The sequence below is a fragment of the uncultured Campylobacter sp. genome, from assembly GCF_905372745.1.
Lineage (GTDB): Bacteria > Campylobacterota > Campylobacteria > Campylobacterales > Campylobacteraceae > Campylobacter_A.
Genome location: NZ_CAJPQR010000005.1, coordinates 48,966 through 68,672, shown reverse-complemented (window position 1 = coordinate 68,672; position 19,707 = coordinate 48,966). Strand labels below are relative to the sequence as shown.

Below are 19,707 nucleotides of genomic sequence, written 5' to 3'. Positions count from 1 at the left end.
CCTTAAGCGCTAAAAATTTGAGCCAAATTTGCCGACAGCCGGCTAAAATTTAGCGCCAAAAAGCAAGCTAAAACTAACCAAAAAGCAAAGATAAAAAGCTCGGTTCTGATAAATTTAGCCCCCGCTTTTTCGCGTCTAAGCAAAGTCACTGCAAGCCCAGCCGCAAAGCCGCCGATAAAGCTAAAATAGTGCACTGCCGCGGGCTTAACGAAGCTTGGCAATTTGCCCGCGAAAAATAGCGAAAATATCGTAAGTGAGATCAAATTTGCCAGTAAAAAATAAAACGCGACGACGGGAATTTGCGGGAAAAATCCGTGCAAAACAAAGCTCAAAACGGTCGCGCTAATGAGCAAAAATACGCGCGTGGCAAAACAGCACATTTTCATCCTTTTTTGCGTGATTTTAGCGCAAGGGGTATTAAGAAAAAAGAAATTTAGCCGATATAAAGCCAAAAGGACGACAAATCATGAAACTACAAAACTACCAAAGCGCGAGCCTAAACAGCTTTGATTTTAGCTTTAAAACCAGCAGCGGCGACGAGATAAATCTAAAAATGTACGACAATAAAACAGTAGACTACGCCAGCGCCAAAACAGCTGGCGCATCGGCATCTGCGCTCACTCTCACGCACGAGTACGGCTATAGCTTTTCATATAAAGGCGATGGTCTGGACGCGCGTGATAAAGAAGAGCTCGCAACCGCTCTAGAAAAGATAGCGCCTAGCATAGATAAATTTATGAAAAACGTCAAAGATGGCGAGGATTGGGTATCTTCGCGCGTGACAAATCTCGCAAACTCGCTTCGCAAGGAGCTTCCGGAAATAAAAGACGCAAACCATAAAAATTTTATCGCGGACGGCACGTTAAAGCTTTTTGATAGACTGATGGAGCAAAACAAAGCGGACGCTAAGCTACTTCAAAACTCCAAAAAGCTCTTTGACGAGCTCATTTCTCAGCTGGATAGCTTTAAATTTTACGTTTAGTTCGCGGTTTAAAATTTTCGCTATAATTCATAAATTTTAAAAATAGGAAAATTTATGAACGCGAATGAAAAAATCACCCAAATGCTAAATCTCCAGCAGAGCCTAAACGACGACACCAACGGCATCGGCTGGGAAAACGGCATAAATAAAAACGGCAAACTCATCAACTGGAAACGCTGCATATATATGGAGTGCGCCGAGCTCATAGACAGCTTTGCCTGGAAACACTGGAAAAGCATAAACGCGCCGACAAATGAAGAAAATCTGCGCGTCGAGGTCGTGGATATCTGGCACTTTTTGATGAGTTTGATGCTTGAGCAGTATAAGCTAAATAACCTCGGCGATATCGCAAAGCTCTCAAGTGACATCTGCGCTAGCAGCGGCTTTGAGGCGTTTTGCCGAGAGCCGTTTAACGTCGCTGACGAAAACATCTACGAGATCATAAACGACGTCGAAATGCTCATAAATAAGTGCTCGGGCTTTGAGTATTCGCTCTTTGACCTGCTTAAAATTTACTTCACGATGAGCCTAAAATGCGGCGTAAATCTCGGCTCGCTTTACGAGTGCTACGTCGGTAAAAACGTCCTAAATCGCTTCCGCCAAGACCGCGGCTACAAAGAGGGCGCGTATAAAAAGGTATGGAACGGCAAGGAAGATAACGCCGTGATGAACGAAATCCTCGCTCGCGGGCTAAAAAGTATGGACGATATCTACGCCGCGCTAGAAGCCGAGTATAAGGCGGTAAAATAAAATTTGACGGCTTTGCGGGCTAAATTTGCGCTTGGGTCGTTAAATTTAGCCAAAATTTTTGCGATTTAGCTTAGCGGTTTAGGTCGCTGGCGTTTAAATTTAAGCAAGTTTTAGCTAGGCTAGCTAAAACTCTGCCGTTTTAGTCCGCAAAAATTTACGCCGCATGCAAGTCTCGCGCCACCAAAAAGCGGGTCAAATTTGAGTAAATTTAGCTAAATTTGAAGCTGGATTAAATCGGTCAAATTTAGCCGCAAAATCTACGCGTGCGTTAAATTTGCGCGTCATTAAAAGCATTTGCAGTGCCGCTTTTGCTGGCAAAAAATGCGCGTCAAATTTAAAAAACGTCGCGCCCAAACACCCTTTCGCCGCATGACGGCTATAAATTTAAATAAAATGGAGATTCGTTGTTCGCTGATATTTTACGCCTTTCGCTAAAGGACCTTTTCACGCCCAAATTTATCGTGCTCTCTATCCTGCCGCTCGTTTTTTCCGCGCTTGTTATCGCGGCGATTGCGATGTTTGGCGGCCGCGAGCTGTACGAGGCGCTAAACGCCGCCGTATCGGGCGAGTCAGGCGCTCTGGCCGAGTATCCGATGGCGGCTAAAATCCTTAGCCTAGGCATCGCAAAGTGGCTCTTCGGCGCGATATTTTACGCCGTCGGCGCATATCTAGTCGTCATGCTCTCAATTTTTTGCGCGCTCGCGGTTGCGAGCTTTCTAACTCCAGTGGTCGCCCGCGAGATAAACCGCAGGCACTACCGCGTGGACGAGGCGCAGCTGGCAAATATCAGCCTAGCTCGCCAAACGGCTCTTATGGGCAAAATTTTGCTCAAATTTTTCCTGATCGCGCTTATTTGCGTGCCGATTTTAGCCGTGCCTGCGCTAAATTTCCTCGCCTTGCACCCGGCGTTTTTTTATCTTTATTATTCGCTACTTTTCATCGACGTCGCGCCAAACGCCCTCTCGCGGCATAAATTTGAGCTTTATTTGCTGGACTACGGCGGATATAAATTTAAAGCCGCCGCGCTGTGCTTTTACCTACTTTGCTTGGTGCCTATTTTTGGGCTTTTCTTGCAGATTTTTTTCGTTATTTATTTTTCGCATTTTTTCTTTTTACGCGAGACTTCGCGCTTGACGTAAATCATTTCAAATCGGCGAAAAACTAAATAAAATACGCCCGAATTTTTTATGAAGGAAGTCAAATGAGAACCGAAAATATCGTAGTTTGCAACGTCTGCGGACAAAAAAGCACGGAAAATGAAAACGCCGTATTCGTCCGCGCCCATAAAAACGGCGAAGAGGTCGATATCTGCACGGCGTGCATCCCTAGCGTCATACACGGCTCGGGCCTAGTCGTTCGCAGCAACGACGAGGTCAAAGAAGACCTATAAATTTAAGCCCGCTCGGGCTTAAATTCGACTGTTTTTTCTAAGTATTCGCCTTTTAGAGTTTCGTAAAAGGAAATTTTATTCAAGCATAACCCTAAGGTAGTAAAAATATAGGACTAAAATTTAACTCATAAAAAGAGAAAATGAGTAAATTTATGCGGTCGCTAAAGCTCAAGGCCTTGGTCTTAACTTTCATTCGGGAGCAACGCGCCCAAAGTCGCCCGACAAGGGTTTTCTAGTCTTTTTCCACAAGCTAGACTGCACTTAAATAAAGTTATACGAGGATGTATCCCCGCGCCCCGGCTAATGCGCCCATAGGCTCTGTGCGTCCAATCAAAAAATGACAAGCGTGCTAGCGGACATAGGCAGCTTTAAACTAATAAGCCAAAGCAAGTTTTCTAATCGCGGCAACCCTAAATTTAACGGCGCAAATAAATCCAAAAGGCGGCGCTATATCCACCGCGATAAAGATCGTAATGCCGCAACTTATAGAAAGCAAAACGAAAACTACGACGATAACGGCGCGCAAAGGTCTTTGTTTTTTAGGAAAGACACTAATAAGGTCGCTGCTAAGCTATTTTTTGAGGATAATTTGAAAAAGACGTTAAATTTAGCGCGCACGCAAAGAAATGAGCGTACAAAGCGGGATAAAGCTAGACAAGGTATAGACGCGCAAAGATAAGCCGCAAAAAACAAATGGTTACGCCGACTAGCCGGCAAGCCGTAAATTTATCTTGCCCGCAGGCCGCGCTCATCTACACTCTAAATTTGTTATCGTTTGGGTATTTGTAAAATGCGGCGGATAGGGCATAGAAAGGCTAAAATTTCGCATTTGTCCCGGCGCGATGTTTTTAGCGACGCTAGCCGTGATCTCAGCGACGTTCGTGCGCTCGTCATGCGAAAATAGCGACCATCCGCTAGGCTTAAAAACCGCGCCGGCGATCGTGTCTTTGCTGACCGGATTATTGACAACCTTAACGGTGAGGTCGCAGTTTGCGATGCTAAATTCGCCCGTATTTTTCAGCGCGCCCTTAAACACGACGGTCTCGTTTCTAAGCACCCTATGAGCGGCAAACTCGGTTAGAGCGGCTTTTTTTGTGTATTTATCCACGACCAACATAAAAAAATACCCCATTATCAACGTCGCGGCGATATTTATCAAAAGATAAATTTTAAACAGTTTCGGGTCTTTTTCTCCGCGCGAAAGGAGCATAAAAAGTACCGATAGCAGCGCCAAAGCCGCGAGCGCGATAAAATGAAAGACGTTAAAATATCCTTGCATTAAAAACACTCCGAACTTGCCGTGACGTTGTAGTCATTTACACGAAAATCGTTTACGACGTGCGTGATCTCGCGCGTGGCATTTACGTCCAGCACGTCCTTTAGCACGATATTTTCCTTTAAAAACGGCTTTAGTTCATTGGCATAGCGGCGCAAGATATTGTCCGAGTTTTTATAAAAAACAAGTCCGATCTCGCAGTAGTTAAAGGGCTTTTTTGAAAGATTTTTAAGGTGTATATCCACAAGAAGCGTATTTGAGTACTCAAGCTGCTTGGTAGAGACTATCTCCAGCTCTCGCGCCCTCAAATTTTGATCTAAAAATTTAGGCATAAAGTGCGCCCCGTACCCAAGCGCCGCGATACTAACGACCGTGAGTGCAAAACCGGCGAAATAAGACTTTGAGGCGATATAAATGCAAAGCGCAAGAACCGCCAAAAAGGTCAAAAACATCCAGATATAGCCCGCAAAATCCGCCCAGCTAAGGTGCGTTATGTAAAAATTTAAGCCTTGTTTTAGTTCGTTTATCATCTTGCCTCTTCATCTCGTTGCTTTACTGCGAGCTAAATTTAAAATCCGCCTGCATAAAGCGTGCCAAATTTAGCCGCGCTAATCTTTGCGCGAGTTTTTCTCCTCGATACCGCTAAGCCCAAACCTGCGCGCAAGCTCGGCTTTAACGCGCTCTGGGTGTATGCCGTGCGCGGCAAGAGCGACGAGCGAGTGAAAGCACAAATCCGCCGCCTCGTAAACTACGCCCTCTAGGGCTTTTTTAAGCTCGTCTTTTTCGCCTTGCTCTTTTGCGCTCTGCGTTAAAATTTGCGAATTTAAATCTTGCTCGTCGCGGCTTAAAATTTGCTGCGCTTTTTTGAGATTTGAGCTTTCGCTCGCATGTTTGTCGGCTAAATTTTCAAATCTTCTCGCCGCGCTCGCGTCTTTGCACGCCATGATTAGCTCGCCGGCCTCCTCGCCGACTTTTTTTAAGACGGCATTTTCGCCCTTTTTAAACAGGCTTGCCACGTATGAAGTCTGCGGATCGGCGTTTAGTTTGCGCTCCAAGATCACGTGATAGATCTCGTCTATGATGCCGTAGGCGGGCTTTTTAGTTTGCGCCGTAAAGGCGGCTAAATTTTGCCTGTTTTCGTTCGCTAAATTTAACTCGCCCGTCAAAATCCGCCCGTCTGCGCCCGTTAGATTTTGCTCGCTATCGCCGCTAAAATTTGCGCCCGCGATTTTCCTAAAAAAGCAAGATTTCGCCCCGGTGTGGCATGCCGCGCCGCCTTTTTGCTCGACTTTTATTAGCAGCGTATCGTTGTCGCAGTCAAGATAGGCGTCCTCGATCTTTTGGACGTTGCCGCTTTGTTCGCCCTTTTTCCAGATGCGGTTTTTCGTGCGCGAAAAATAGTGCGCAAAGCCCGTTTCTAGGCTCAAATTTAGCGCCTCTTCGTCCATATAAGCAAGCATCAAAACCTCGCCGCTTGCGATCTCTTGAACGACGACGGGCAAAAGTCCGCCCGTTTTTTCCCAGTCTATTTTCATTTTCCCTCGATTGCGGCGGTCCTTATGCGCTTTATGCATCCGCTCGCTTTTGATTTATTTTAGTACGATCTCATGCGTAAATTTTATCTTTAGCGGCTTAAAATTTACTTTGTTTGCAGCTTATTTTGACGCCCTGCTACAAACTATTCTTTTAATCAAAATTTTAAAGATCCCCGCAGATAGAATTCAAATCCTAAAAAGCACGTGAAAAAAGTAAATTTAGCGGCGAGATTTCCAGTTCCGCCTAGGTGCTTTACTTTGAGATTGGCGAAAGCTACTTTTACTTCGCTTCGCTCGTAGCTGCGTCTTGAAATGCTACAAACGCAGTCGGGTAGAGCGAAATAGAAATAGGTCTAAGCGAGTAAGAAGTCTTGCACCCGCGCTCTCTTTGAGAAAAGAGGTAGAGGAGCGGCAAATAAAATACCGATATTCGGTCTAAATATAAATTATCTATTTAAATAGATCTTCTCAAGCGTAACGATCGCAGGAAGGTCAAAAAAAGAAAATTTATTGCTTCATTTAATGGAATGCGCTCTGCTTGCAGCTACGAACGAAGCGAAGTAAAGTTTAGATACAATACTAAAACTACACAGAAAAACTTATATCAAAAACTGCTACAATCGATGGATTGTATCAAAAGTAGTAATATGAAATTTGTAGTTAAAAATCTACTTAAGATTAATTAACCTGAATTTAATTAAAAAATGGCCAAATGGCTCGCTATAACACAATTTTGCCGTAACTCATCAGAATACGAGTTTGTCGAATACGACTACAATGAAAAACAAATACTGTCATATGTTGCTGGTAAGGATAATTTTTTAAAATTTTCCTTAAAATTTTTCAACAAAAATTTGAAAGGGCTTATGTGCACATTTCTAAAATTTACTATAGTCTTTGTCATCTGCAGGAATAATAGTTGTCATTGTAAGCTTACGCTTCCTTTGTTTGCATTAAATTCGTAGTTAACCCTAATGCGATAATAAGACGGTACGGCTATATGCTTAAAAATAAAGGTAAATGCTTCAAAAAGTCAATAAGAGATTTCAAAGAAGTAAAGAATAGACCTTAAAATTTAATCTCTTTGAAAAGTCGTTTATATATAATTGTATCTTGAATAAAGCAGAGAAAGAGAGCCGAAGCTCTCTAAAAATTATTCTTTAATTAGCTCGATATAAGCCATCTCAGCAGCATCGCCTCGTCGAACGCGAGTCTTAACGATGCGCGTATATCCGCCGTTTTTGCCTACGAATTTTGGAGCAAGCTCGGTTACTAGCTTATTCGTAGTTTCTTTATCCTGCAAGCTTGCAAAAACTGCTCTATGAGCGTTACTGTCGCCTTTTCTAGCTCTAGTGATTAGCTTTTCGATATAGCTTCTTAACTCTTTTGCCTTAGGCAGGGTCGTCTCTATCTTGTCGCTTTTTATAATAGCGATAGCTAAGTTTTTAAGTAGAGCCGAGCGGTGAGCCGACGTCCTACCTAGTTTTCTGTATCCGTGACCGTGTCTCATTTATATTCCTTTTACTCTTTTGCACTCATTTGTGATTTTAGGTCGGCGATCTTTTTCTTGAGTTGCTCTTTGCCGCCGCCTAGGTCGCCGCCGACCGGATATCCGATCTCTTGCATAACGGCCTTAATCTCTTCTAGAGATTTTTTACCTAAATTTTTAAGCTCTTTTAGCTCGTTTTCATCCATCAAAGCAAGTTCGCCGATAAATCTAATCTCAGCTTTATCAAGGCAGTTAAAGCTTCGGGCGCTCAAATTTAGCTCTTCTACGCTTTGAAGCAGCTTTGCATGCTCGCTGCCTGAAGTTTGAGCGTTTAGACCTGACGAAACGTCGATATTTAAAACGCCTTTAAAAACCAACATCTGCTGATACATCGCCTCGATCGCGTGTTTAAACGCCTCGATCGCCCCCACCTGTCCATCCGTCGTAACCGTGAAAATAATCTTCTCATAGTCTGGGTTATCCTCTACTAGGACGTTTTCTAGCTCGTAAACTGCTTTTTTAACAGGCGTAAAGAACGCGTCAAGAGCTATATAACCCTCTTCGGTATTGTCTCTTATCTCTTCACTCGGTACGTATCCGATACCTTTTTGGATGATTACGGAAAATTTAAGCTCCGCGTCCTCGTTTATGGTCGCAAGATAGGCGTCCGGATTTACAACATCTATAACATCGTTTTTTAGATCGCCGGCTTTTATCTCTTTTGGACCTTTAAACGAATACTCGACCACCTCACGCTCAGACTCGTTTTTTAGCTTAAAACGGATATTTTTTAAATTTATAATAAACTGCGCTACGTCCTCGAGCATGCCTCTCATCGAATCAAATTCGTGAGATACGCCCTCTATCTTGACGCCCGTAGCCGCAAATCCAACCGTGCTGCTATACAAAAGTCGTCTTAGCGGATGAGCCAAAGTAACAGCATAGCCCGTCTCAAACGGATACGCGGTTATTCTGGCGACATTCTCGCTTATACTCTCTACTGAAATTTCGGTAGGCATATAAGCTGATGTGGTAATTTTTCTCATCGTTATACCCCTTATTATTTCGAATAAAGCTCTACTATGAATCTTTCCTCGACAGGAATGACGACTTCTTCCCTTTCCGGAGTTCTTGTGAAAATTCCGAATTTTTTATCTTTTTCGACGTCGACCCAAGCTACGATGCCGGTTTGCGCCGTAAGATCGATCGCGCGAACGATTTGCGGATTGTTTTTAGATTTTTCGATAACCTCTACTTTAGCGCCTGCTTGGACTCTGTAAGAAGGAATATCTACTCTCTTGCCATTTACTAAAATATGTCCGTGAGTAACTAGCTGACGAGCGAAGCGGCGAGTCGTCGCGAAGCCCATTCTGTAAACTACGTTATCTAATCTTTGCTCTAAAAGCTGCACCAAAAGTGCACCGGTATTTCCCTCGCGGCGAGCGGCCTCTTGGAATAAGCGGCGGAATTGCTTTTCGCTAATGCCGTACATAAATTTAGCTTTTTGTTTTTCGCGAAGCTGCAAGCCGTATTCGCTTATCTTGCTTCTTCTTTGTCCGTGTTGTCCCGGAGCGTAAGGTCTTTTGTCAAGCGCGCTCTTACCTGCCAAGCGACGCTCGCCTTTTAGCGCCAAACTAACGCCGAGTCTTCTTTCTAATTTTTCAACGGGTCCTCTATATCTAGCCATAATAATTCTCCTAAATTTCTAATTATACGCGGCGGCGTTTCGGCGGTCTGCAACCATTATGCGGAAGCGGAGTTATATCTTTTAAAAACGTTACTTTTATACCCTCTACCGCGCCTACGCTCTTGACTGCGGTCTCTCTGCCGCTGCCAGGACCTTGTACTTTGATACCTACTTCTTTTATACCGTGCTCTTTTGCTTTAGTTAGAGCGTCTTCGACTGCTTGTTGGGCTGCGTAAGGAGTTGATTTTTTACTTCCTTTAAAGCCCAGTCCGCCAGCACTGCTCCAAGCGATAGCATTTCCCATCTCATCGGTAACCGTTACCATAGTGTTGTTAAAAGTCGCGCTTATATAAACGATGCCCTTAGCAATACTTTTTCTTACAATTTTCTTTTTAACTACTTTTCTTTTTGCCATCGCTTATCCTTATTTAGTCGCAGCGCCGACTGTTTTGCGCTTGCCTTTTCTAGTTCTAGCGTTTGTTTTAGTCTTTTGACCGCGCACCGGAAGACCTTTTCTGTGTCTTAGACCGCGGTAGCTTCCTAAGTCCATAAGAGCCTTGATGTCCATAGCGACGCTTTTTCTAAGGTCGCCTTCCACTACATGATGCTCTTGGATCTCTTTGCGGATAGCCGCAGCCTCGTCTTCGGTTAGATCGTTTACTCTTTTATCGTAAGAAATTTTGGTAGCATCCAAAATTTGACGAGATTTGTGAAGACCGATACCGTAAATATAGGTCAAACCGTATTCGATTCTTTTTTTCTTTGGTAAATCCACACCTGCGATACGTGCCATGCTTTATCCTTGTCTTTGTTTATGTTTTGGATTTTCGCAGATTATGCGAACTACGCCTTGGCGCTTGACAATTTTGCACTTGTCACACATCTTCTTTACAGAAGGACGAACTTTCATTCTAGTCTCCTAAAAATTTAATTCCACTTTTAGGCTGCATCAGGTTTAACGAAATTTTAAACCAACTATTTTCAAAACAAGTGGTGGGCTTTGAAAACAATTCTTCATACAGCAATTTGTCGCAAGGGGCTGAGTATAGCCAAATTTAGCTTTTAACTTACTTATGTCGGTAAATTATCCTACCCTTATCCAGACTGTAAGGCGTTAGTTCCACCTTTACGCGGTCTCCAGGCATTATTTTTATATAATGCATCCTCATCTTGCCCGCAATATGACACAAAATCACGTGTTTGTTGTCGAGCTCGACCTTAAACGTCGCGTTTGGCAGCGCCTCGATGACGTTGCCGTCAATCTCTATGACGTCGTCTTTTGCCACTTAACTCCTTTTTGTTAAATTTACTTTCGCCGCTGGGCGGAAGTTCGAAATTAAAATTTTAACTCACCACAAATTAAAATTTTAAAATTTACAAGTCGCGCGAACGATTTGTAAATTTTAAAATTTTACGCCAGACTTAAGATTTCTGCGCGTCCGTTTACGACTGCCATACAGTGCTCGTAGTGGCTGGTTCTTAGCCCGTCTTTGCTGGTTACTTTCCATTTGTCGTGACCGATCACTGGAGTGCCGTCTTTTTGACAGATCATCGGCTCCACGCAAAATACCATTCCGTTTTTGATTTTTGGTCCCGATTTTGGACTGCCGCCCTCTAAATAATTTAAAATTTGTGGATCTTCGTGCGGGCGTCTACCGATGCCGTGACCGCAAAATCCAGTTAAAGGAACGAATCCGCGAGCTCTTATAAATTTCTCGATTTCAAAACTAAGCTCTTTAAAGTGCATTCCCGCTTTTACGGTATCTATCGCAAAATATAGCGCGTCTTTGGCGCAAGCGATCAGCTTTTCGTCCTCGCGCGAAATTTGACCCACGCCCCAAGTCCTAGCCGAGTCGCCGAAATACCCGTTCAAATTTGAGCCGATATCGACGCTTACGATGTCGCCTTCTTGCAGTTTGTATTCGTTCGGGATGCCGTGGATGACTACTTCGTTTACGCTGATACAAGCGGCGTTTGGAAAGCCGTAAAGCCCCTTAAATGCCGGCTTTGCGCCCGCAGCCCTTATCATATCGTCGCAAATTTTATCTATTTCGAGCAGTGAGATGTCGGGCTTGATCACGCTTTCTACGTAATCGAGGGTTTGAGCGACGATTTTATTCGCCGCTCGCATCTTCTCTATGTCGTTTGGCTGCATGATGGTTATAGCCATTACAAACCTACCGCACTTAGAGTTTGATATTTATTCATATAAATTTGAGCTTCTATCCTTCGCATCGTATCAAGCGCGACAGAAACTACGATCAGTACCGACGTACCGCCGAAATAAAACGGAACGCCCATAAATTTAACAAGCACCCAAGGCAGCGTCGAGATAAGTCCGAGATAGATCGCTCCGCTAAAAGTTAGCCTCGATGCGACTTCGTTTAGATATCCGGCCGTACCCTCGCCCGGTCTAATACCCGGGATAAATCCGCCCTGTCTTTTTAAATTTTCGCTGATATCTTTTGCGTTAAACGCTATCGAAGCGTAAAAATATGCAAAAAATACAACCAGCAAGAACGTTAAAAAGTTGAAAAAATAGCTATTTGGATTTAAAAAATCGTGAATAGCTTGGATGTAAGGATTTGTACTGGCCTGCAAAATGGTGCTTGGGAACATCAAAATCGCACTGGCGAAAATCGGAGGAATAACGCCGCTTAAATTTACCTTGATAGGTATATAGTTCATGATGCGTTTGTTTTGATTTTCCATCACTACCTTACGCGAATAGCTCACCGGCACGCGTCTCTCGCCCATCTCGACATAGATAACTATGCCTACCGTAACCAAGATAACAAGCAAAATTCCGATAACCACGAGGAAGTTCATCTCACCCGTATTTACCAAATTTACCGTTCCGCCGATGGCTGAAGGTATGCCGCTAACGATACCTGCGAAGATGATAAGGCTGATACCGTTGCCGATACCGCGCTGAGTGATCTGCTCGCCTATCCACATCAAAAGCATAGTTCCCGTTAGCATCGAAGCCGCTGCGATGGCGATAAATAAATTCATATCTATCATTATCGCGTCCTCTCCGCCTCTGCCGTGAAGACTCTGAAGCCCCATACTGACGCCCACTGCTTGAACAAGGGTAATAACAATAGTAGCATAGCGGATGATCTGCATATATTTTTGCATGCCGTCGCGATCTTTTTTCATCTTGCCTAAATTTGGAAAGGTAGCCGCTAAAAGCTCCATAATGATAGATGCCGTGATGTATGGCATAATGCCTAGAGAGATGATGCTAAGGCGCTCTGCCGCCTTACCGCTGAACATATTAAATAGTCCAAGCGCATTTGAGGAATTCGAATCGAAAAACTCTTTAATAACATTGACGTTTACGCCAGGAACCGGCACGTATGCCAGTATCCTGTAAGCAAATAAAAATGCCAACGTGATTAAAATCTTGTTGGTCAATGTCTTATTCATTACGCACGTCCGCTAACGGTTACGTTCTCGTCTTTGATTTTCGAAGCCAAATCTTTCGCGCTCACTCCGATCAATTTGATTTTCTTGACGCTGCTTGAAATTTTATGTACGGTAGCGATAGTAGCGATAGTGATCTCGCTTAGCTCTTTTACCGCAACGATTTTTTCTACGTTGATTACGTAAGGTTTTTCAAATTTAGAAGTGAAGCCTACCTTTGGAAGGCGTCTTTGAAGCGGTTGCTGACCGCCCTCGAAGCCTCTTTTCTCGTTGTAGCCTTTTCTAGCTCTTTGACCTTTGTGTCCTTTGCCCGCGGTTTTACCTTGACCGCTACCTTGACCGCGACCTAGTCTTTTGGTTTGCCTAGTCGAGCCCTCGGCAGGTTTTAAATTTTCTAGTCCCATATCTTCTCCTTAGCCTTTAAGCATGCTTAGCGCTTTTAAAGTAGCGCGAACGACGTTTGCCGAGTTGTTTGAGCCAAGCGATTTTGTTAGGATGTCCTTGATGCCCGCAAGCTCTAAAATAGGACGGGCGCTACCGCCCGCGATCACGCCTGTACCTTCGCTAGCAGGGCGAAGCAAAACGCGGCTAGCGTTAAATTTAACCTCTACGTCGTGAGGTATAGTCGAGCCTTTTCTTTTTACCTCGATGATGTTTTTAAACGCGTCGTCGACGGCTTTTCTCATAGCGTCCGGCACCTCTTTTGCTTTACCGAAGCCAAAGCCCACTAGACCGTTTCTGTTTCCTACTACGACAAGAGCCGTAAATCTAAATCTACGACCGCCTTTTACGACCTTTGTAACGCGGCCGATATCAACCATTACTTCTTCGAATTCTTCTCTGTTATATTTTTCCATAGCGATTTTCCTTATAGTTTGATACCGTTTTCACGTAATGCGTCCGCAAAAGCCGCTATAACACCGTGATACAAATAGCCGTTTCTGTCGAATAATGCCGTTTCTATTTTTTTAGCTTTTAGAGTTTTTGCAAATTCTTTAGCCAAAGTTACGGCGCCCTCTTTGTTTGCTTTTACGCCTAGTTTTCTGCCGTCTGCCGCCGCTAGAGTTACGGCTGCTACGTCGTCGATAGCTTGGACGTAAAGAGTTCTGTTTGACTTGAAGATAGAAATTCTAGGCAATACCGCAGTGCCAGAAATTTTGGCTCTGATTCTTCTTTTTCTCTTGATTCTAAGAGCGAGTTTTCTTTTTAATACATTTGCTGTCATTATCTATCCCTTACTTCTTAGATGTCTTGCCGGCTTTGCGGATGATGCGCTCTTCTACGTATTTAACGCCTTTGCCCTTATACGGTTCAGGCGGTCTATACGCCCTGACTTGAGCCGCGATCTGACCGACCACTTGCTTATCGTCGCCTTTGATAGTTATGATGTTTTTCTCTACGCTGATTTCGACGCCTTTTGGCACTTCGTGATTTATCGGGTGAGAAAATCCTAAAGTAAGCTCAAGTACTTGGCCTTTAGCAGCGGCTTTGTAACCGACGCCGTTTATCTCAAGCTGGCGAACAAAACCTTTTGTGATGCCGATGACGATATTGTTTGCAAGCGCTCTATAAGTGCCCCAGTAGGCTCTATCTTGTCTCTCGTCGCTCTTTGGAGAAAATACTATGTGAGCATCCTCGACTTTAACGTCTACGTGCCCCTTTGTGTCAAGCTCTTTTAAATGAGCGCCTTTTTTAAATTTAAGGACGTTGCCTTCTACGCTGACTTCTACTCCGCTTGGAATAGCTATCGGCTGTTTTCCTATACGTGACATTTTTTTCCTTTTTTACTTGTCTAGGGTATGTCTACTTTTACGAATGGATACCGCAATACCATAAAAATAGAAATGAATCGAAGCGATAAAAACCGCTTCAAACACTTTAATTTTCTCGTCAAATTTGACTTGTTTTTTGGAGTTACTTTCCAAAATTTAACGTCAAATTTGACATCGTCGTTTTTAAATTTAGCTTTGGCAAATTCGGGCAAATTTGCAAGCCGAGCTAAATTCGGGAAGCTTTTTAAATTTGAGCTTCCGTTTTTAAATTTTATAAATTTGACGGCGAAAGTTGTTCGTAAATCTTATAAACTACGAAAAGATGCCTAGTCAAATTTCATTTCAACGCAATCCGAAACGCCGCCTCGTCGCAAACACGACAAGGCTACCGAATTAGACTACATTTTAATGATATCGAATTGACATCTTGCTACAAAAACAAGCCCATCAATTCAAACTTTATTTCAAAGTAATCTAAAACGCTACCCCGTCGTAAATACGACAAGTCTACCAAACTAGATTACATTTTCTAGGATGCAACAACGATGCCCCCGCCGGAAATCCGGGAAGCTTATCGTTTAAGCTTCACTTCTATGATGCGAAAACGATGCACCACATCGTTTTCGTTCATTACCACACAGAGCAGAGGATTTCGCCGCCTACGCCAGCTTTGTGAGCGTCTTCGTTGCTTAAAACGCCCTTGCTAGTGCTAACGATGATCGTTCCGTAGCCGTTTTTAAATCTCTTGATCTCGTCTTTTCCCTTATAAACGCGGCGGCCCGGGCTTGATACGCGCTTAAGCTCATTAATCACGCTTCTGCCGTGCTCGTCGTATTTCAAAACTACGTTTATAAATTTCTTTTTATCTTCTTCTACGACGTTGTAGCTCTCGATATAGCCTTTAGCCGCAAGGATAGATAAAGTAGCCTCGACGACGTTTGAATGAAGAAGCTTTGTAGTTTCAAGTCTTCTCATTGCGGCGTTTCTAATGCGAGTTAGTCCGTCTGAAATTAAGTCGTTTAACATTTCTCTTCCTTACCAGCTTGCTTTTTTTAGACCCGGGATTAGTCCCTCGTTAGCCATTTTTCTTAGGCATACGCGGCAAATTCCAAAATCTTTATAAACCGAATGCGGACGTCCGCAAATTTGGCATCTCGTATAGCCGCGAACCGCAAATTTAGGCTTTCTGGCAGCCTTTGCTATCATTGATTTTTTCGCCATATTACTTTCCTTTCGCAAACGGCAAACCAAATAGCTCAAGCAATTTGAATGCCTCTTTGTCGCTGTTTGTCGTCGTGACTATAACTATATTCATACCGTGAGTGCGTAAAATCTTATCGTACTCGACCTCTGGGAACATTAGCTGCTCGTTAAGGCCGAAGTTGTAGTTTCCGCGTCCGTCAAAACCGTCTTTTGGAAGACCTCTAAAGTCCTTAACTCTCGGTAGCGCGATAGAGATTAGTTTGTCTAAAAACGCAAACATATTCTCTTTTCTAAGCGTTACTTTTACGCCGACGGGAAATCCCTCGCGCACTTTAAAGCCCGCAACCGATTTTTTAGCGTCGGTAACAACGGCTTTTTGTCCGGCGATTAGCGAAATAGTATCGGCGATGTTTTGAAGTTGCTTTTGATCTTTAGCAGATTCGCCAGCGCCTACGCTTATCACGATCTTTTCGATCGCAGGGATTAGCATAGGATTTTTGATGTCGAATTCTTTAGCCAAAGCAGGCTTTACGACCTCGTTATATTTAGCTTTTAATCTATTCATTTTCAGCCCTCAACTTTTGCAACGTTTGAGATATCAATAGGCATCTCTTTATTGATAAAGCCGCCGTTTGGGGTCTTTTCGCTAGGTTTTATAGCTTTTTTAGCTACCTTGCAACCCTCGACGATGACTTGTCCTTTTTTGGCTAGGACGGATAAAATTTTACCTGTTTTACCTTTGTCGTCGCCTGCGATGATCTTAACGGTATCGCCTTTTTTTACTTTAAATTTAACGTTAGCCATTATAACACCTCCGGAGCAAGCGAAACGATTTTCATAAAGTTAGCGTATCTAACCTCACGGCCGACCGGTCCAAAGATACGAGTACCGATAGGCTCGCGTTTGTTATCCAAGATGACGGCTGCGTTTTCGTCGAAGCGGATTAGCGAGCCGTTATCTCTTTGAACCTCTTTTTTAGTTCTAACGACGACTGCTTTTACCACTTGACCTTTTTTGATCTTACCGTTTGGAAGCGCCTTTTTGACCGAGCAGATGATAACGTCGCCAAGCGTCGCGTATCTTCTCTTGCTGCCGCCCAAAACTTTAATGCACATTAGCTCTTTCGCACCGCTATTATCGGCGACCGTAAGCCTCGTAAAAGATTGTATCATTACTCAACCCCCGTCGCTAAAATAGTCTTTAAGCGGAAAGATTTTCTCGCGCTTAGCGGTCTGCATTCGATAGCTACGACCGTATCGCCCGCTTTTGTTTCGTTCTTTTCGTCGTGAATCATATATTTTTTAAAGCGTTTTACGAATTTGTGGTATCTTGGGTGCATAACGCGTCTCTCAACCAAAATCGTAGCCGTCTTATCGCCGGCCTTTTGTAAAACGACACCTTGAATTTCTCTTTTTAATGCCATTTCTCACCCCTTACTTTGAAGCGCTAATTGCAGTGTTGATTTGCGCTATTTCCTTGCGGACGGCGCTAATCTCGTTAGGGTTGCTTAGCTGCATAGTTTTTAGCTTTTGTCTTAACGTAAATAAAAGCACCTTTTTCTCTTTCAATAACGCGTTAAGTTCTGCAACGCTTTTGTCTTTAATATCAGTATATTTCATTTTCACTCTCTCGCGTTACGATTTTAGTCTTAAACGGAAGTTTGTGGATCGCTAGAGTTAGAGCTTCGCGCGCTAGTTCCTCATCTACGCCCGCCATTTCGACTATTATACGACCCGGTTTTATGTTCATAACCCACTCTTCGACTCCGGCTTTACCTTTACCCATACGAGTTTGTAGAGGTTTTTTGGTTAGCGGTTTATCTGGGAAAACTCTGATCCAAGTTTTAGCCTGGCGTTTTACGTGGCGGGTTAGAGCCACACGAGCCGCTTCGATCTGGCGCGAATTTACGCGGCCCGCTTCTACGGCTTTTATTCCGATCTCGCCCATAGCAAGATCAGCGCCGCGAGTAGCTTTACCGCGGTTTCTGCCTTTCATCTGTTTGCGAAATTTAGTTCGTTTTGGCATCAACATGATTATTTACCTCTTCTTGCTCTGCGCGGTTTTTTATCGGCTTTTTCTTCTTCGTTCTTTTCAGATTGAACACCTTTTTGAAGAACCTCGCCTTTAAATATCCACACTTTTATACCTATGTTTCCATAGGTCGTATGCGCTTCGGCAACGCCGTAATCGATCTTAGCTCTTAGAGTGTGAAGCGGAACGCGACCCTCTAAGTACCACTCGGTTCTAGCGATCTCAGCGCCGCCAAGACGTCCTGCAACTGAAATTTTGATACCTTTAGCGCCTGATTTTTGAGCGCCTTGGATAACTTTTTTCATCGCGCGTCTAAACGCAACGCGTTTTTCAAGCTGCATTGCTACGTTTTCCGCAGCTAGCTGAGCCGAAGCTTGAGCTTTTCTTTCTTCTTTGATATTTACGTTTACTTCTTTGTTGATCAGCTTTTGGATATCCTCTTTAAGCTTCTCTACGTCAGAGCCCTTTTTGCCGATAATAATACCGGGGCGAGCTGCTACGACGGTTACGCGAATTTTCTTAGCGGTTCTCTCGATCAAAATTTGAGAAACGCCCGCGTAGTAAAGTTTCTTTTTCAAGAAAGCGCGAATTTTGTAGTCTTCGCCGATATTTTCAGCCAAAGTTCCTTTAGCAGGAAACCATCTTGACTCCCAGTTGCGGTTTATTCCTAGTCTTAGACCTATCGGATTTACTTTCTGACCCATATTACGCTTCCTTCTTTTCAGGTTTAGATACTTCTACTAAGATATGAGAAGTCGGTTTGCGGATTCTGCTTGCGCTTCCTCTCGCTCGCGGTCTAAATCTTTTTAATACTGGGCCCGCATCCACACGGCAGCTTGTTACGACAACCTCTTCAGGCTCGAATCCGCCATTGGCTACCGCAGAGCTGATAGCCGTAGCGATAAATTTGGCGCCGCGGTTTGGCATAAAGCTAAGGCTGGCTAACGCAAATTCTGCGTTCATGCCTTGTACTTCTCTTGCGATTAGTCTGGCTTTAGTCGGAGATAGTCTTACGAATTTAATAATTGTTTTGCTCATCTTATCCCCTTACTTACCGATTTTCTTTTGCACTGAGCCTTTGTGACCCTTAAATGTGCGCGTAGGAGCAAATTCGCCTAGTTTATATCCGATGTGGTTTTCCGTAACGTATACTGGAATGAAGCTCTTGCCGTTATGAACGTTAAACGTTAGGCCTATCATTTCAGGCACTATCGTGCTGCGTCTAGACCATGTTTTTATCGGCTTGTTGTCATTAGCTTTTTTAGCGGCAACGACTTTTTTCATTACATGCTCATCGACAAAAGGTCCTTTTTTGAGTGATCTTGCCATCTCTATTTACCTTTCCTTCTTGAAATTATAAGCTTATCGCTAGCCTTTTTGCGGCGAGTCTTAGCACCTTTGGTCGGTTTACCCCATGGAGTAACAGGATGACGGCCTGAGTTTTTCTTGCCCTCACCACCGCCGTGCGGGTGGTCTACTGGGTTCATCGCTGAACCGCGAGTTTGAGGACGGATACCTCTGTGGCGATTACGTCCGGCTTTACCGATAGTTACGTTCGCCCAATCTTCGTTACCTACTACGCCAATACTAGCCATGCACTCTGCAAGCACTTGTCTCATCTCGCCGCTTGGCAAGCGAAGCATTACGTATTTTTCCTCTTTACCCATTAGCTGAGCATAGCCGCCGGCTGAACGAGCCATCTGGGCGCCCTTGCCCGGTTTTAGCTCCACGTTGTGTACGATAGTACCAACCGGGATGTTTCTTAGTTTCATCGCGTTGCCAGGTTTTATGTCTAGACCTGCCTCGGCCGCTGCTACTACATCACCAACATTTAGTCCGTTTGGTCTGATGATGTAGCGTTTTTCGCCGTCTTTATAAGCGATAAGCGCGATGCGGCAGTTTCTGTTTGGATCGTACTCAATAGCTTCGACCTTGCCTTCGATACCGAATTTGCGACGTTTAAAGTCTATGATTCTATAAAGTTTCTTCGCTCCGCCTTCTTTATGTCTAGAAGTTATTCTTCCGTTATTATTTCTACCGCCGCTTACAGGGATCTTTACAAGCAAGCTTCTCACGCTAGGTTTAGCAGTGATGTCCTCGCTTGATAAGCCCGTCATAAATCTGCGGCTAGGTGTATAAGGTTTATAGGTTTTTATCGCCATC

34 protein-coding genes are annotated in these 19,707 nt (G+C 43.9%); 5 read left to right on the top strand and 29 right to left on the bottom strand.

The window, feature by feature from the left end:
- Positions 1 to 2: 2 nt before the first annotated feature.
- Positions 3 to 380 carry a hypothetical protein gene (locus QZ157_RS02575; protein WP_295141385.1) on the bottom strand — a complete coding sequence of 126 codons (378 nt, stop codon included), beginning with the start codon at positions 378 to 380 and terminating at the stop codon, positions 3 to 5.
- 86 nt (positions 381 to 466) lie between these two features.
- Between QZ157_RS02575 and QZ157_RS02570 the strand changes: the two genes are divergently transcribed.
- From QZ157_RS02570 to QZ157_RS02550, 5 genes are all read left to right on the top strand, one after another.
- Positions 467 to 982, top strand: coding sequence for an ATP/GTP-binding protein (locus QZ157_RS02570; protein WP_295141382.1), 516 nt, complete (start codon positions 467 to 469; stop codon positions 980 to 982).
- 54 nt (positions 983 to 1,036) lie between these two features.
- A complete protein-coding gene (locus QZ157_RS02565; protein ID WP_295141380.1) occupies positions 1,037 to 1,732 on the top strand; it encodes a dUTP diphosphatase in 696 nt (231 codons plus the stop codon).
- Positions 1,733 to 2,136: 404 nt separating this feature from the next.
- Positions 2,137 to 2,871: an EI24 domain-containing protein gene (locus tag QZ157_RS02560; RefSeq protein ID WP_295141377.1), complete on the top strand. Its 735-nt coding sequence runs from the start codon at positions 2,137 to 2,139 to the stop codon at positions 2,869 to 2,871.
- Positions 2,872 to 2,933: 62 nt separating this feature from the next.
- The gene (locus QZ157_RS02555; protein ID WP_295141375.1) at positions 2,934 to 3,122 is read left to right on the top strand and encodes a hypothetical protein; all 189 of its coding nucleotides are present in this window, start codon (positions 2,934 to 2,936) and stop codon (positions 3,120 to 3,122) included.
- Positions 3,123 to 3,468: 346 nt separating this feature from the next.
- Positions 3,469 to 3,801, top strand: a complete 333-nt coding sequence (locus QZ157_RS02550) for a hypothetical protein (protein ID WP_295141372.1) — start codon at positions 3,469 to 3,471, stop codon at positions 3,799 to 3,801.
- A gap of 69 nt (positions 3,802 to 3,870) precedes the next feature.
- Here the strand turns inward: QZ157_RS02550 and QZ157_RS02545 are convergent, their stop codons facing one another.
- From QZ157_RS02545 to rplB, 28 genes are all read right to left on the bottom strand, one after another.
- Positions 3,871 to 4,401, bottom strand: coding sequence for a DUF2393 family protein (locus tag QZ157_RS02545; protein WP_295141369.1), 531 nt, complete (start codon positions 4,399 to 4,401; stop codon positions 3,871 to 3,873).
- A complete protein-coding gene (locus tag QZ157_RS02540; RefSeq protein WP_295141366.1) occupies positions 4,401 to 4,928 on the bottom strand; it encodes a DUF2393 family protein in 528 nt (175 codons plus the stop codon). Before QZ157_RS02540 ends, QZ157_RS02545 begins: the two co-directional genes overlap by 1 nt.
- A gap of 78 nt (positions 4,929 to 5,006) precedes the next feature.
- Complete coding sequence (gene hisIE, locus QZ157_RS02535; protein ID WP_295141364.1) at positions 5,007 to 5,972, bottom strand: bifunctional phosphoribosyl-AMP cyclohydrolase/phosphoribosyl-ATP diphosphatase HisIE; 966 nt, start codon at positions 5,970 to 5,972, stop codon at positions 5,007 to 5,009.
- 1,114 nt (positions 5,973 to 7,086) lie between these two features.
- Positions 7,087 to 7,443, bottom strand: coding sequence for a 50S ribosomal protein L17 (gene rplQ, locus QZ157_RS02530; RefSeq protein WP_295141362.1), 357 nt, complete (start codon positions 7,441 to 7,443; stop codon positions 7,087 to 7,089).
- Positions 7,444 to 7,454: 11 nt separating this feature from the next.
- Positions 7,455 to 8,468 (bottom strand): DNA-directed RNA polymerase subunit alpha, encoded by a 1,014-nt coding sequence (locus tag QZ157_RS02525; RefSeq protein ID WP_295141359.1) that lies wholly within the window; start codon positions 8,466 to 8,468, stop codon positions 7,455 to 7,457.
- 14 nt (positions 8,469 to 8,482) lie between these two features.
- Complete coding sequence (rpsD, locus tag QZ157_RS02520; RefSeq protein WP_002943554.1) at positions 8,483 to 9,109, bottom strand: 30S ribosomal protein S4; 627 nt, start codon at positions 9,107 to 9,109, stop codon at positions 8,483 to 8,485.
- Between the two features lie 22 nt (positions 9,110 to 9,131).
- Positions 9,132 to 9,524, bottom strand: coding sequence for a 30S ribosomal protein S11 (gene rpsK, locus QZ157_RS02515; RefSeq protein ID WP_002947090.1), 393 nt, complete (start codon positions 9,522 to 9,524; stop codon positions 9,132 to 9,134).
- 9 nt (positions 9,525 to 9,533) lie between these two features.
- Positions 9,534 to 9,902: a 30S ribosomal protein S13 gene (rpsM, locus tag QZ157_RS02510; RefSeq protein WP_002953676.1), complete on the bottom strand. Its 369-nt coding sequence runs from the start codon at positions 9,900 to 9,902 to the stop codon at positions 9,534 to 9,536.
- 3 nt (positions 9,903 to 9,905) lie between these two features.
- A complete protein-coding gene (gene rpmJ, locus QZ157_RS02505; RefSeq protein ID WP_002947091.1) occupies positions 9,906 to 10,019 on the bottom strand; it encodes a 50S ribosomal protein L36 in 114 nt (37 codons plus the stop codon).
- A 157-nt stretch (positions 10,020 to 10,176) separates the two neighbouring features.
- Entirely contained in the window at positions 10,177 to 10,395 is a 219-nt protein-coding gene (infA, locus tag QZ157_RS02500) for a translation initiation factor IF-1 (RefSeq protein WP_002943098.1), read from the bottom strand.
- A gap of 125 nt (positions 10,396 to 10,520) precedes the next feature.
- The gene (map, locus tag QZ157_RS02495; protein WP_295141353.1) at positions 10,521 to 11,279 is read right to left on the bottom strand and encodes a type I methionyl aminopeptidase; all 759 of its coding nucleotides are present in this window, start codon (positions 11,277 to 11,279) and stop codon (positions 10,521 to 10,523) included.
- Entirely contained in the window at positions 11,279 to 12,541 is a 1,263-nt protein-coding gene (gene secY / locus QZ157_RS02490; RefSeq protein WP_295141350.1) for a preprotein translocase subunit SecY, read from the bottom strand. The genes map and secY overlap by 1 nt, the downstream gene beginning before the upstream one ends.
- Positions 12,541 to 12,942, bottom strand: a complete 402-nt coding sequence (gene rplO / locus QZ157_RS02485; protein ID WP_122862337.1) for a 50S ribosomal protein L15 — start codon at positions 12,940 to 12,942, stop codon at positions 12,541 to 12,543. The genes secY and rplO overlap by 1 nt, the downstream gene beginning before the upstream one ends.
- A 9-nt stretch (positions 12,943 to 12,951) precedes the next feature.
- Positions 12,952 to 13,395: a 30S ribosomal protein S5 gene (gene rpsE, locus QZ157_RS02480; protein ID WP_002943402.1), complete on the bottom strand. Its 444-nt coding sequence runs from the start codon at positions 13,393 to 13,395 to the stop codon at positions 12,952 to 12,954.
- 11 nt (positions 13,396 to 13,406) lie between these two features.
- Positions 13,407 to 13,763 (bottom strand): 50S ribosomal protein L18, encoded by a 357-nt coding sequence (gene rplR, locus QZ157_RS02475; RefSeq protein ID WP_295141345.1) that lies wholly within the window; start codon positions 13,761 to 13,763, stop codon positions 13,407 to 13,409.
- Between the two features lie 10 nt (positions 13,764 to 13,773).
- Entirely contained in the window at positions 13,774 to 14,310 is a 537-nt protein-coding gene (gene rplF, locus QZ157_RS02470) for a 50S ribosomal protein L6 (protein ID WP_002943347.1), read from the bottom strand.
- A gap of 630 nt (positions 14,311 to 14,940) precedes the next feature.
- A complete protein-coding gene (gene rpsH, locus QZ157_RS02465) occupies positions 14,941 to 15,336 on the bottom strand; it encodes a 30S ribosomal protein S8 (RefSeq protein WP_002943159.1) in 396 nt (131 codons plus the stop codon).
- Positions 15,337 to 15,345: 9 nt separating this feature from the next.
- Positions 15,346 to 15,531 (bottom strand): type Z 30S ribosomal protein S14, encoded by a 186-nt coding sequence (locus tag QZ157_RS02460; RefSeq protein WP_002941532.1) that lies wholly within the window; start codon positions 15,529 to 15,531, stop codon positions 15,346 to 15,348.
- A gap of 1 nt (position 15,532) precedes the next feature.
- A complete protein-coding gene (gene rplE / locus QZ157_RS02455) occupies positions 15,533 to 16,078 on the bottom strand; it encodes a 50S ribosomal protein L5 (protein ID WP_002947103.1) in 546 nt (181 codons plus the stop codon).
- Between the two features lie 2 nt (positions 16,079 to 16,080).
- Positions 16,081 to 16,317, bottom strand: a complete 237-nt coding sequence (gene rplX / locus QZ157_RS02450) for a 50S ribosomal protein L24 (RefSeq protein ID WP_002943173.1) — start codon at positions 16,315 to 16,317, stop codon at positions 16,081 to 16,083.
- Entirely contained in the window at positions 16,317 to 16,685 is a 369-nt protein-coding gene (gene rplN, locus QZ157_RS02445; protein WP_002947105.1) for a 50S ribosomal protein L14, read from the bottom strand. Before rplN ends, rplX begins: the two co-directional genes overlap by 1 nt.
- Positions 16,685 to 16,936, bottom strand: coding sequence for a 30S ribosomal protein S17 (gene rpsQ, locus QZ157_RS02440; protein ID WP_009494830.1), 252 nt, complete (start codon positions 16,934 to 16,936; stop codon positions 16,685 to 16,687). Before rpsQ ends, rplN begins: the two co-directional genes overlap by 1 nt.
- Positions 16,937 to 16,946: 10 nt before the next feature.
- Complete coding sequence (rpmC, locus tag QZ157_RS02435) at positions 16,947 to 17,132, bottom strand: 50S ribosomal protein L29 (RefSeq protein WP_002953667.1); 186 nt, start codon at positions 17,130 to 17,132, stop codon at positions 16,947 to 16,949.
- Positions 17,119 to 17,544 (bottom strand): 50S ribosomal protein L16, encoded by a 426-nt coding sequence (rplP, locus tag QZ157_RS02430; protein WP_002947109.1) that lies wholly within the window; start codon positions 17,542 to 17,544, stop codon positions 17,119 to 17,121. Before rplP ends, rpmC begins: the two co-directional genes overlap by 14 nt.
- Before the next feature lie 2 nt (positions 17,545 to 17,546).
- Positions 17,547 to 18,248: a 30S ribosomal protein S3 gene (gene rpsC / locus QZ157_RS02425; RefSeq protein ID WP_295141326.1), complete on the bottom strand. Its 702-nt coding sequence runs from the start codon at positions 18,246 to 18,248 to the stop codon at positions 17,547 to 17,549.
- A gap of 1 nt (position 18,249) precedes the next feature.
- On the bottom strand, positions 18,250 to 18,582 hold the full coding sequence (rplV, locus tag QZ157_RS02420) for a 50S ribosomal protein L22 (protein ID WP_295141323.1): 333 nt from the start codon (positions 18,580 to 18,582) through the stop codon (positions 18,250 to 18,252).
- 9 nt (positions 18,583 to 18,591) lie between these two features.
- Positions 18,592 to 18,873, bottom strand: coding sequence for a 30S ribosomal protein S19 (gene rpsS / locus QZ157_RS02415; protein ID WP_002947116.1), 282 nt, complete (start codon positions 18,871 to 18,873; stop codon positions 18,592 to 18,594).
- Positions 18,874 to 18,875: 2 nt separating this feature from the next.
- Entirely contained in the window at positions 18,876 to 19,706 is an 831-nt protein-coding gene (gene rplB / locus QZ157_RS02410) for a 50S ribosomal protein L2 (RefSeq protein ID WP_185898319.1), read from the bottom strand.
- Position 19,707 lies beyond the last annotated feature (1 nt).

Bases quoted from the DNA above. Each gene is read 5' to 3' on its own strand.
- rpsH (WP_002943159.1), bottom strand. From the start codon at position 15,336: ATGTTAAACGACTTAATTTCAGACGGACTAACTCGCATTAGAAACGCC.
- rplP (WP_002947109.1), bottom strand. From the start codon at position 17,544: ATGTTGATGCCAAAACGAACTAAATTTCGCAAACAGATGAAAGGCAGA.
- rplO (WP_122862337.1), bottom strand. From the start codon at position 12,942: ATGGGACTAGAAAATTTAAAACCTGCCGAGGGCTCGACTAGGCAAACC.
- QZ157_RS02575 (WP_295141385.1), bottom strand. From the start codon at position 380: ATGTGCTGTTTTGCCACGCGCGTATTTTTGCTCATTAGCGCGACCGTT.
- rpmJ (WP_002947091.1), bottom strand. From the start codon at position 10,019: ATGAAAGTTCGTCCTTCTGTAAAGAAGATGTGTGACAAGTGCAAAATT.
- QZ157_RS02565 (WP_295141380.1), top strand. From the start codon at position 1,037: ATGAACGCGAATGAAAAAATCACCCAAATGCTAAATCTCCAGCAGAGC.
- rpsS (WP_002947116.1), bottom strand. From the start codon at position 18,873: ATGGCAAGATCACTCAAAAAAGGACCTTTTGTCGATGAGCATGTAATG.
- rplQ (WP_295141362.1), bottom strand. From the start codon at position 7,443: ATGAGACACGGTCACGGATACAGAAAACTAGGTAGGACGTCGGCTCAC.
- rpsE (WP_002943402.1), bottom strand. From the start codon at position 13,395: ATGGAAAAATATAACAGAGAAGAATTCGAAGAAGTAATGGTTGATATC.
- QZ157_RS02545 (WP_295141369.1), bottom strand. From the start codon at position 4,401: ATGCAAGGATATTTTAACGTCTTTCATTTTATCGCGCTCGCGGCTTTG.
- QZ157_RS02525 (WP_295141359.1), bottom strand. From the start codon at position 8,468: ATGAGAAAAATTACCACATCAGCTTATATGCCTACCGAAATTTCAGTA.
- rpmC (WP_002953667.1), bottom strand. From the start codon at position 17,132: ATGAAATATACTGATATTAAAGACAAAAGCGTTGCAGAACTTAACGCG.
- QZ157_RS02460 (WP_002941532.1), bottom strand. From the start codon at position 15,531: ATGGCGAAAAAATCAATGATAGCAAAGGCTGCCAGAAAGCCTAAATTT.
- rpsD (WP_002943554.1), bottom strand. From the start codon at position 9,109: ATGGCTAGATATAGAGGACCCGTTGAAAAATTAGAAAGAAGACTCGGC.
- map (WP_295141353.1), bottom strand. From the start codon at position 11,279: ATGGCTATAACCATCATGCAGCCAAACGACATAGAGAAGATGCGAGCG.
- rplX (WP_002943173.1), bottom strand. From the start codon at position 16,317: ATGGCTAACGTTAAATTTAAAGTAAAAAAAGGCGATACCGTTAAGATC.
- rplV (WP_295141323.1), bottom strand. From the start codon at position 18,582: ATGAGCAAAACAATTATTAAATTCGTAAGACTATCTCCGACTAAAGCC.
- QZ157_RS02570 (WP_295141382.1), top strand. From the start codon at position 467: ATGAAACTACAAAACTACCAAAGCGCGAGCCTAAACAGCTTTGATTTT.
- rplE (WP_002947103.1), bottom strand. From the start codon at position 16,078: ATGAATAGATTAAAAGCTAAATATAACGAGGTCGTAAAGCCTGCTTTG.
- rpsQ (WP_009494830.1), bottom strand. From the start codon at position 16,936: ATGGCATTAAAAAGAGAAATTCAAGGTGTCGTTTTACAAAAGGCCGGC.
- QZ157_RS02555 (WP_295141375.1), top strand. From the start codon at position 2,934: ATGAGAACCGAAAATATCGTAGTTTGCAACGTCTGCGGACAAAAAAGC.
- QZ157_RS02540 (WP_295141366.1), bottom strand. From the start codon at position 4,928: ATGATAAACGAACTAAAACAAGGCTTAAATTTTTACATAACGCACCTT.
- rplR (WP_295141345.1), bottom strand. From the start codon at position 13,763: ATGACAGCAAATGTATTAAAAAGAAAACTCGCTCTTAGAATCAAGAGA.
- rpsK (WP_002947090.1), bottom strand. From the start codon at position 9,524: ATGGCAAAAAGAAAAGTAGTTAAAAAGAAAATTGTAAGAAAAAGTATT.
- hisIE (WP_295141364.1), bottom strand. From the start codon at position 5,972: ATGCATAAAGCGCATAAGGACCGCCGCAATCGAGGGAAAATGAAAATA.
- rplN (WP_002947105.1), bottom strand. From the start codon at position 16,685: ATGATACAATCTTTTACGAGGCTTACGGTCGCCGATAATAGCGGTGCG.
- rpsM (WP_002953676.1), bottom strand. From the start codon at position 9,902: ATGGCACGTATCGCAGGTGTGGATTTACCAAAGAAAAAAAGAATCGAA.
- secY (WP_295141350.1), bottom strand. From the start codon at position 12,541: ATGAATAAGACATTGACCAACAAGATTTTAATCACGTTGGCATTTTTA.
- rplF (WP_002943347.1), bottom strand. From the start codon at position 14,310: ATGTCACGTATAGGAAAACAGCCGATAGCTATTCCAAGCGGAGTAGAA.
- rpsC (WP_295141326.1), bottom strand. From the start codon at position 18,248: ATGGGTCAGAAAGTAAATCCGATAGGTCTAAGACTAGGAATAAACCGC.
- rplB (WP_185898319.1), bottom strand. From the start codon at position 19,706: ATGGCGATAAAAACCTATAAACCTTATACACCTAGCCGCAGATTTATG.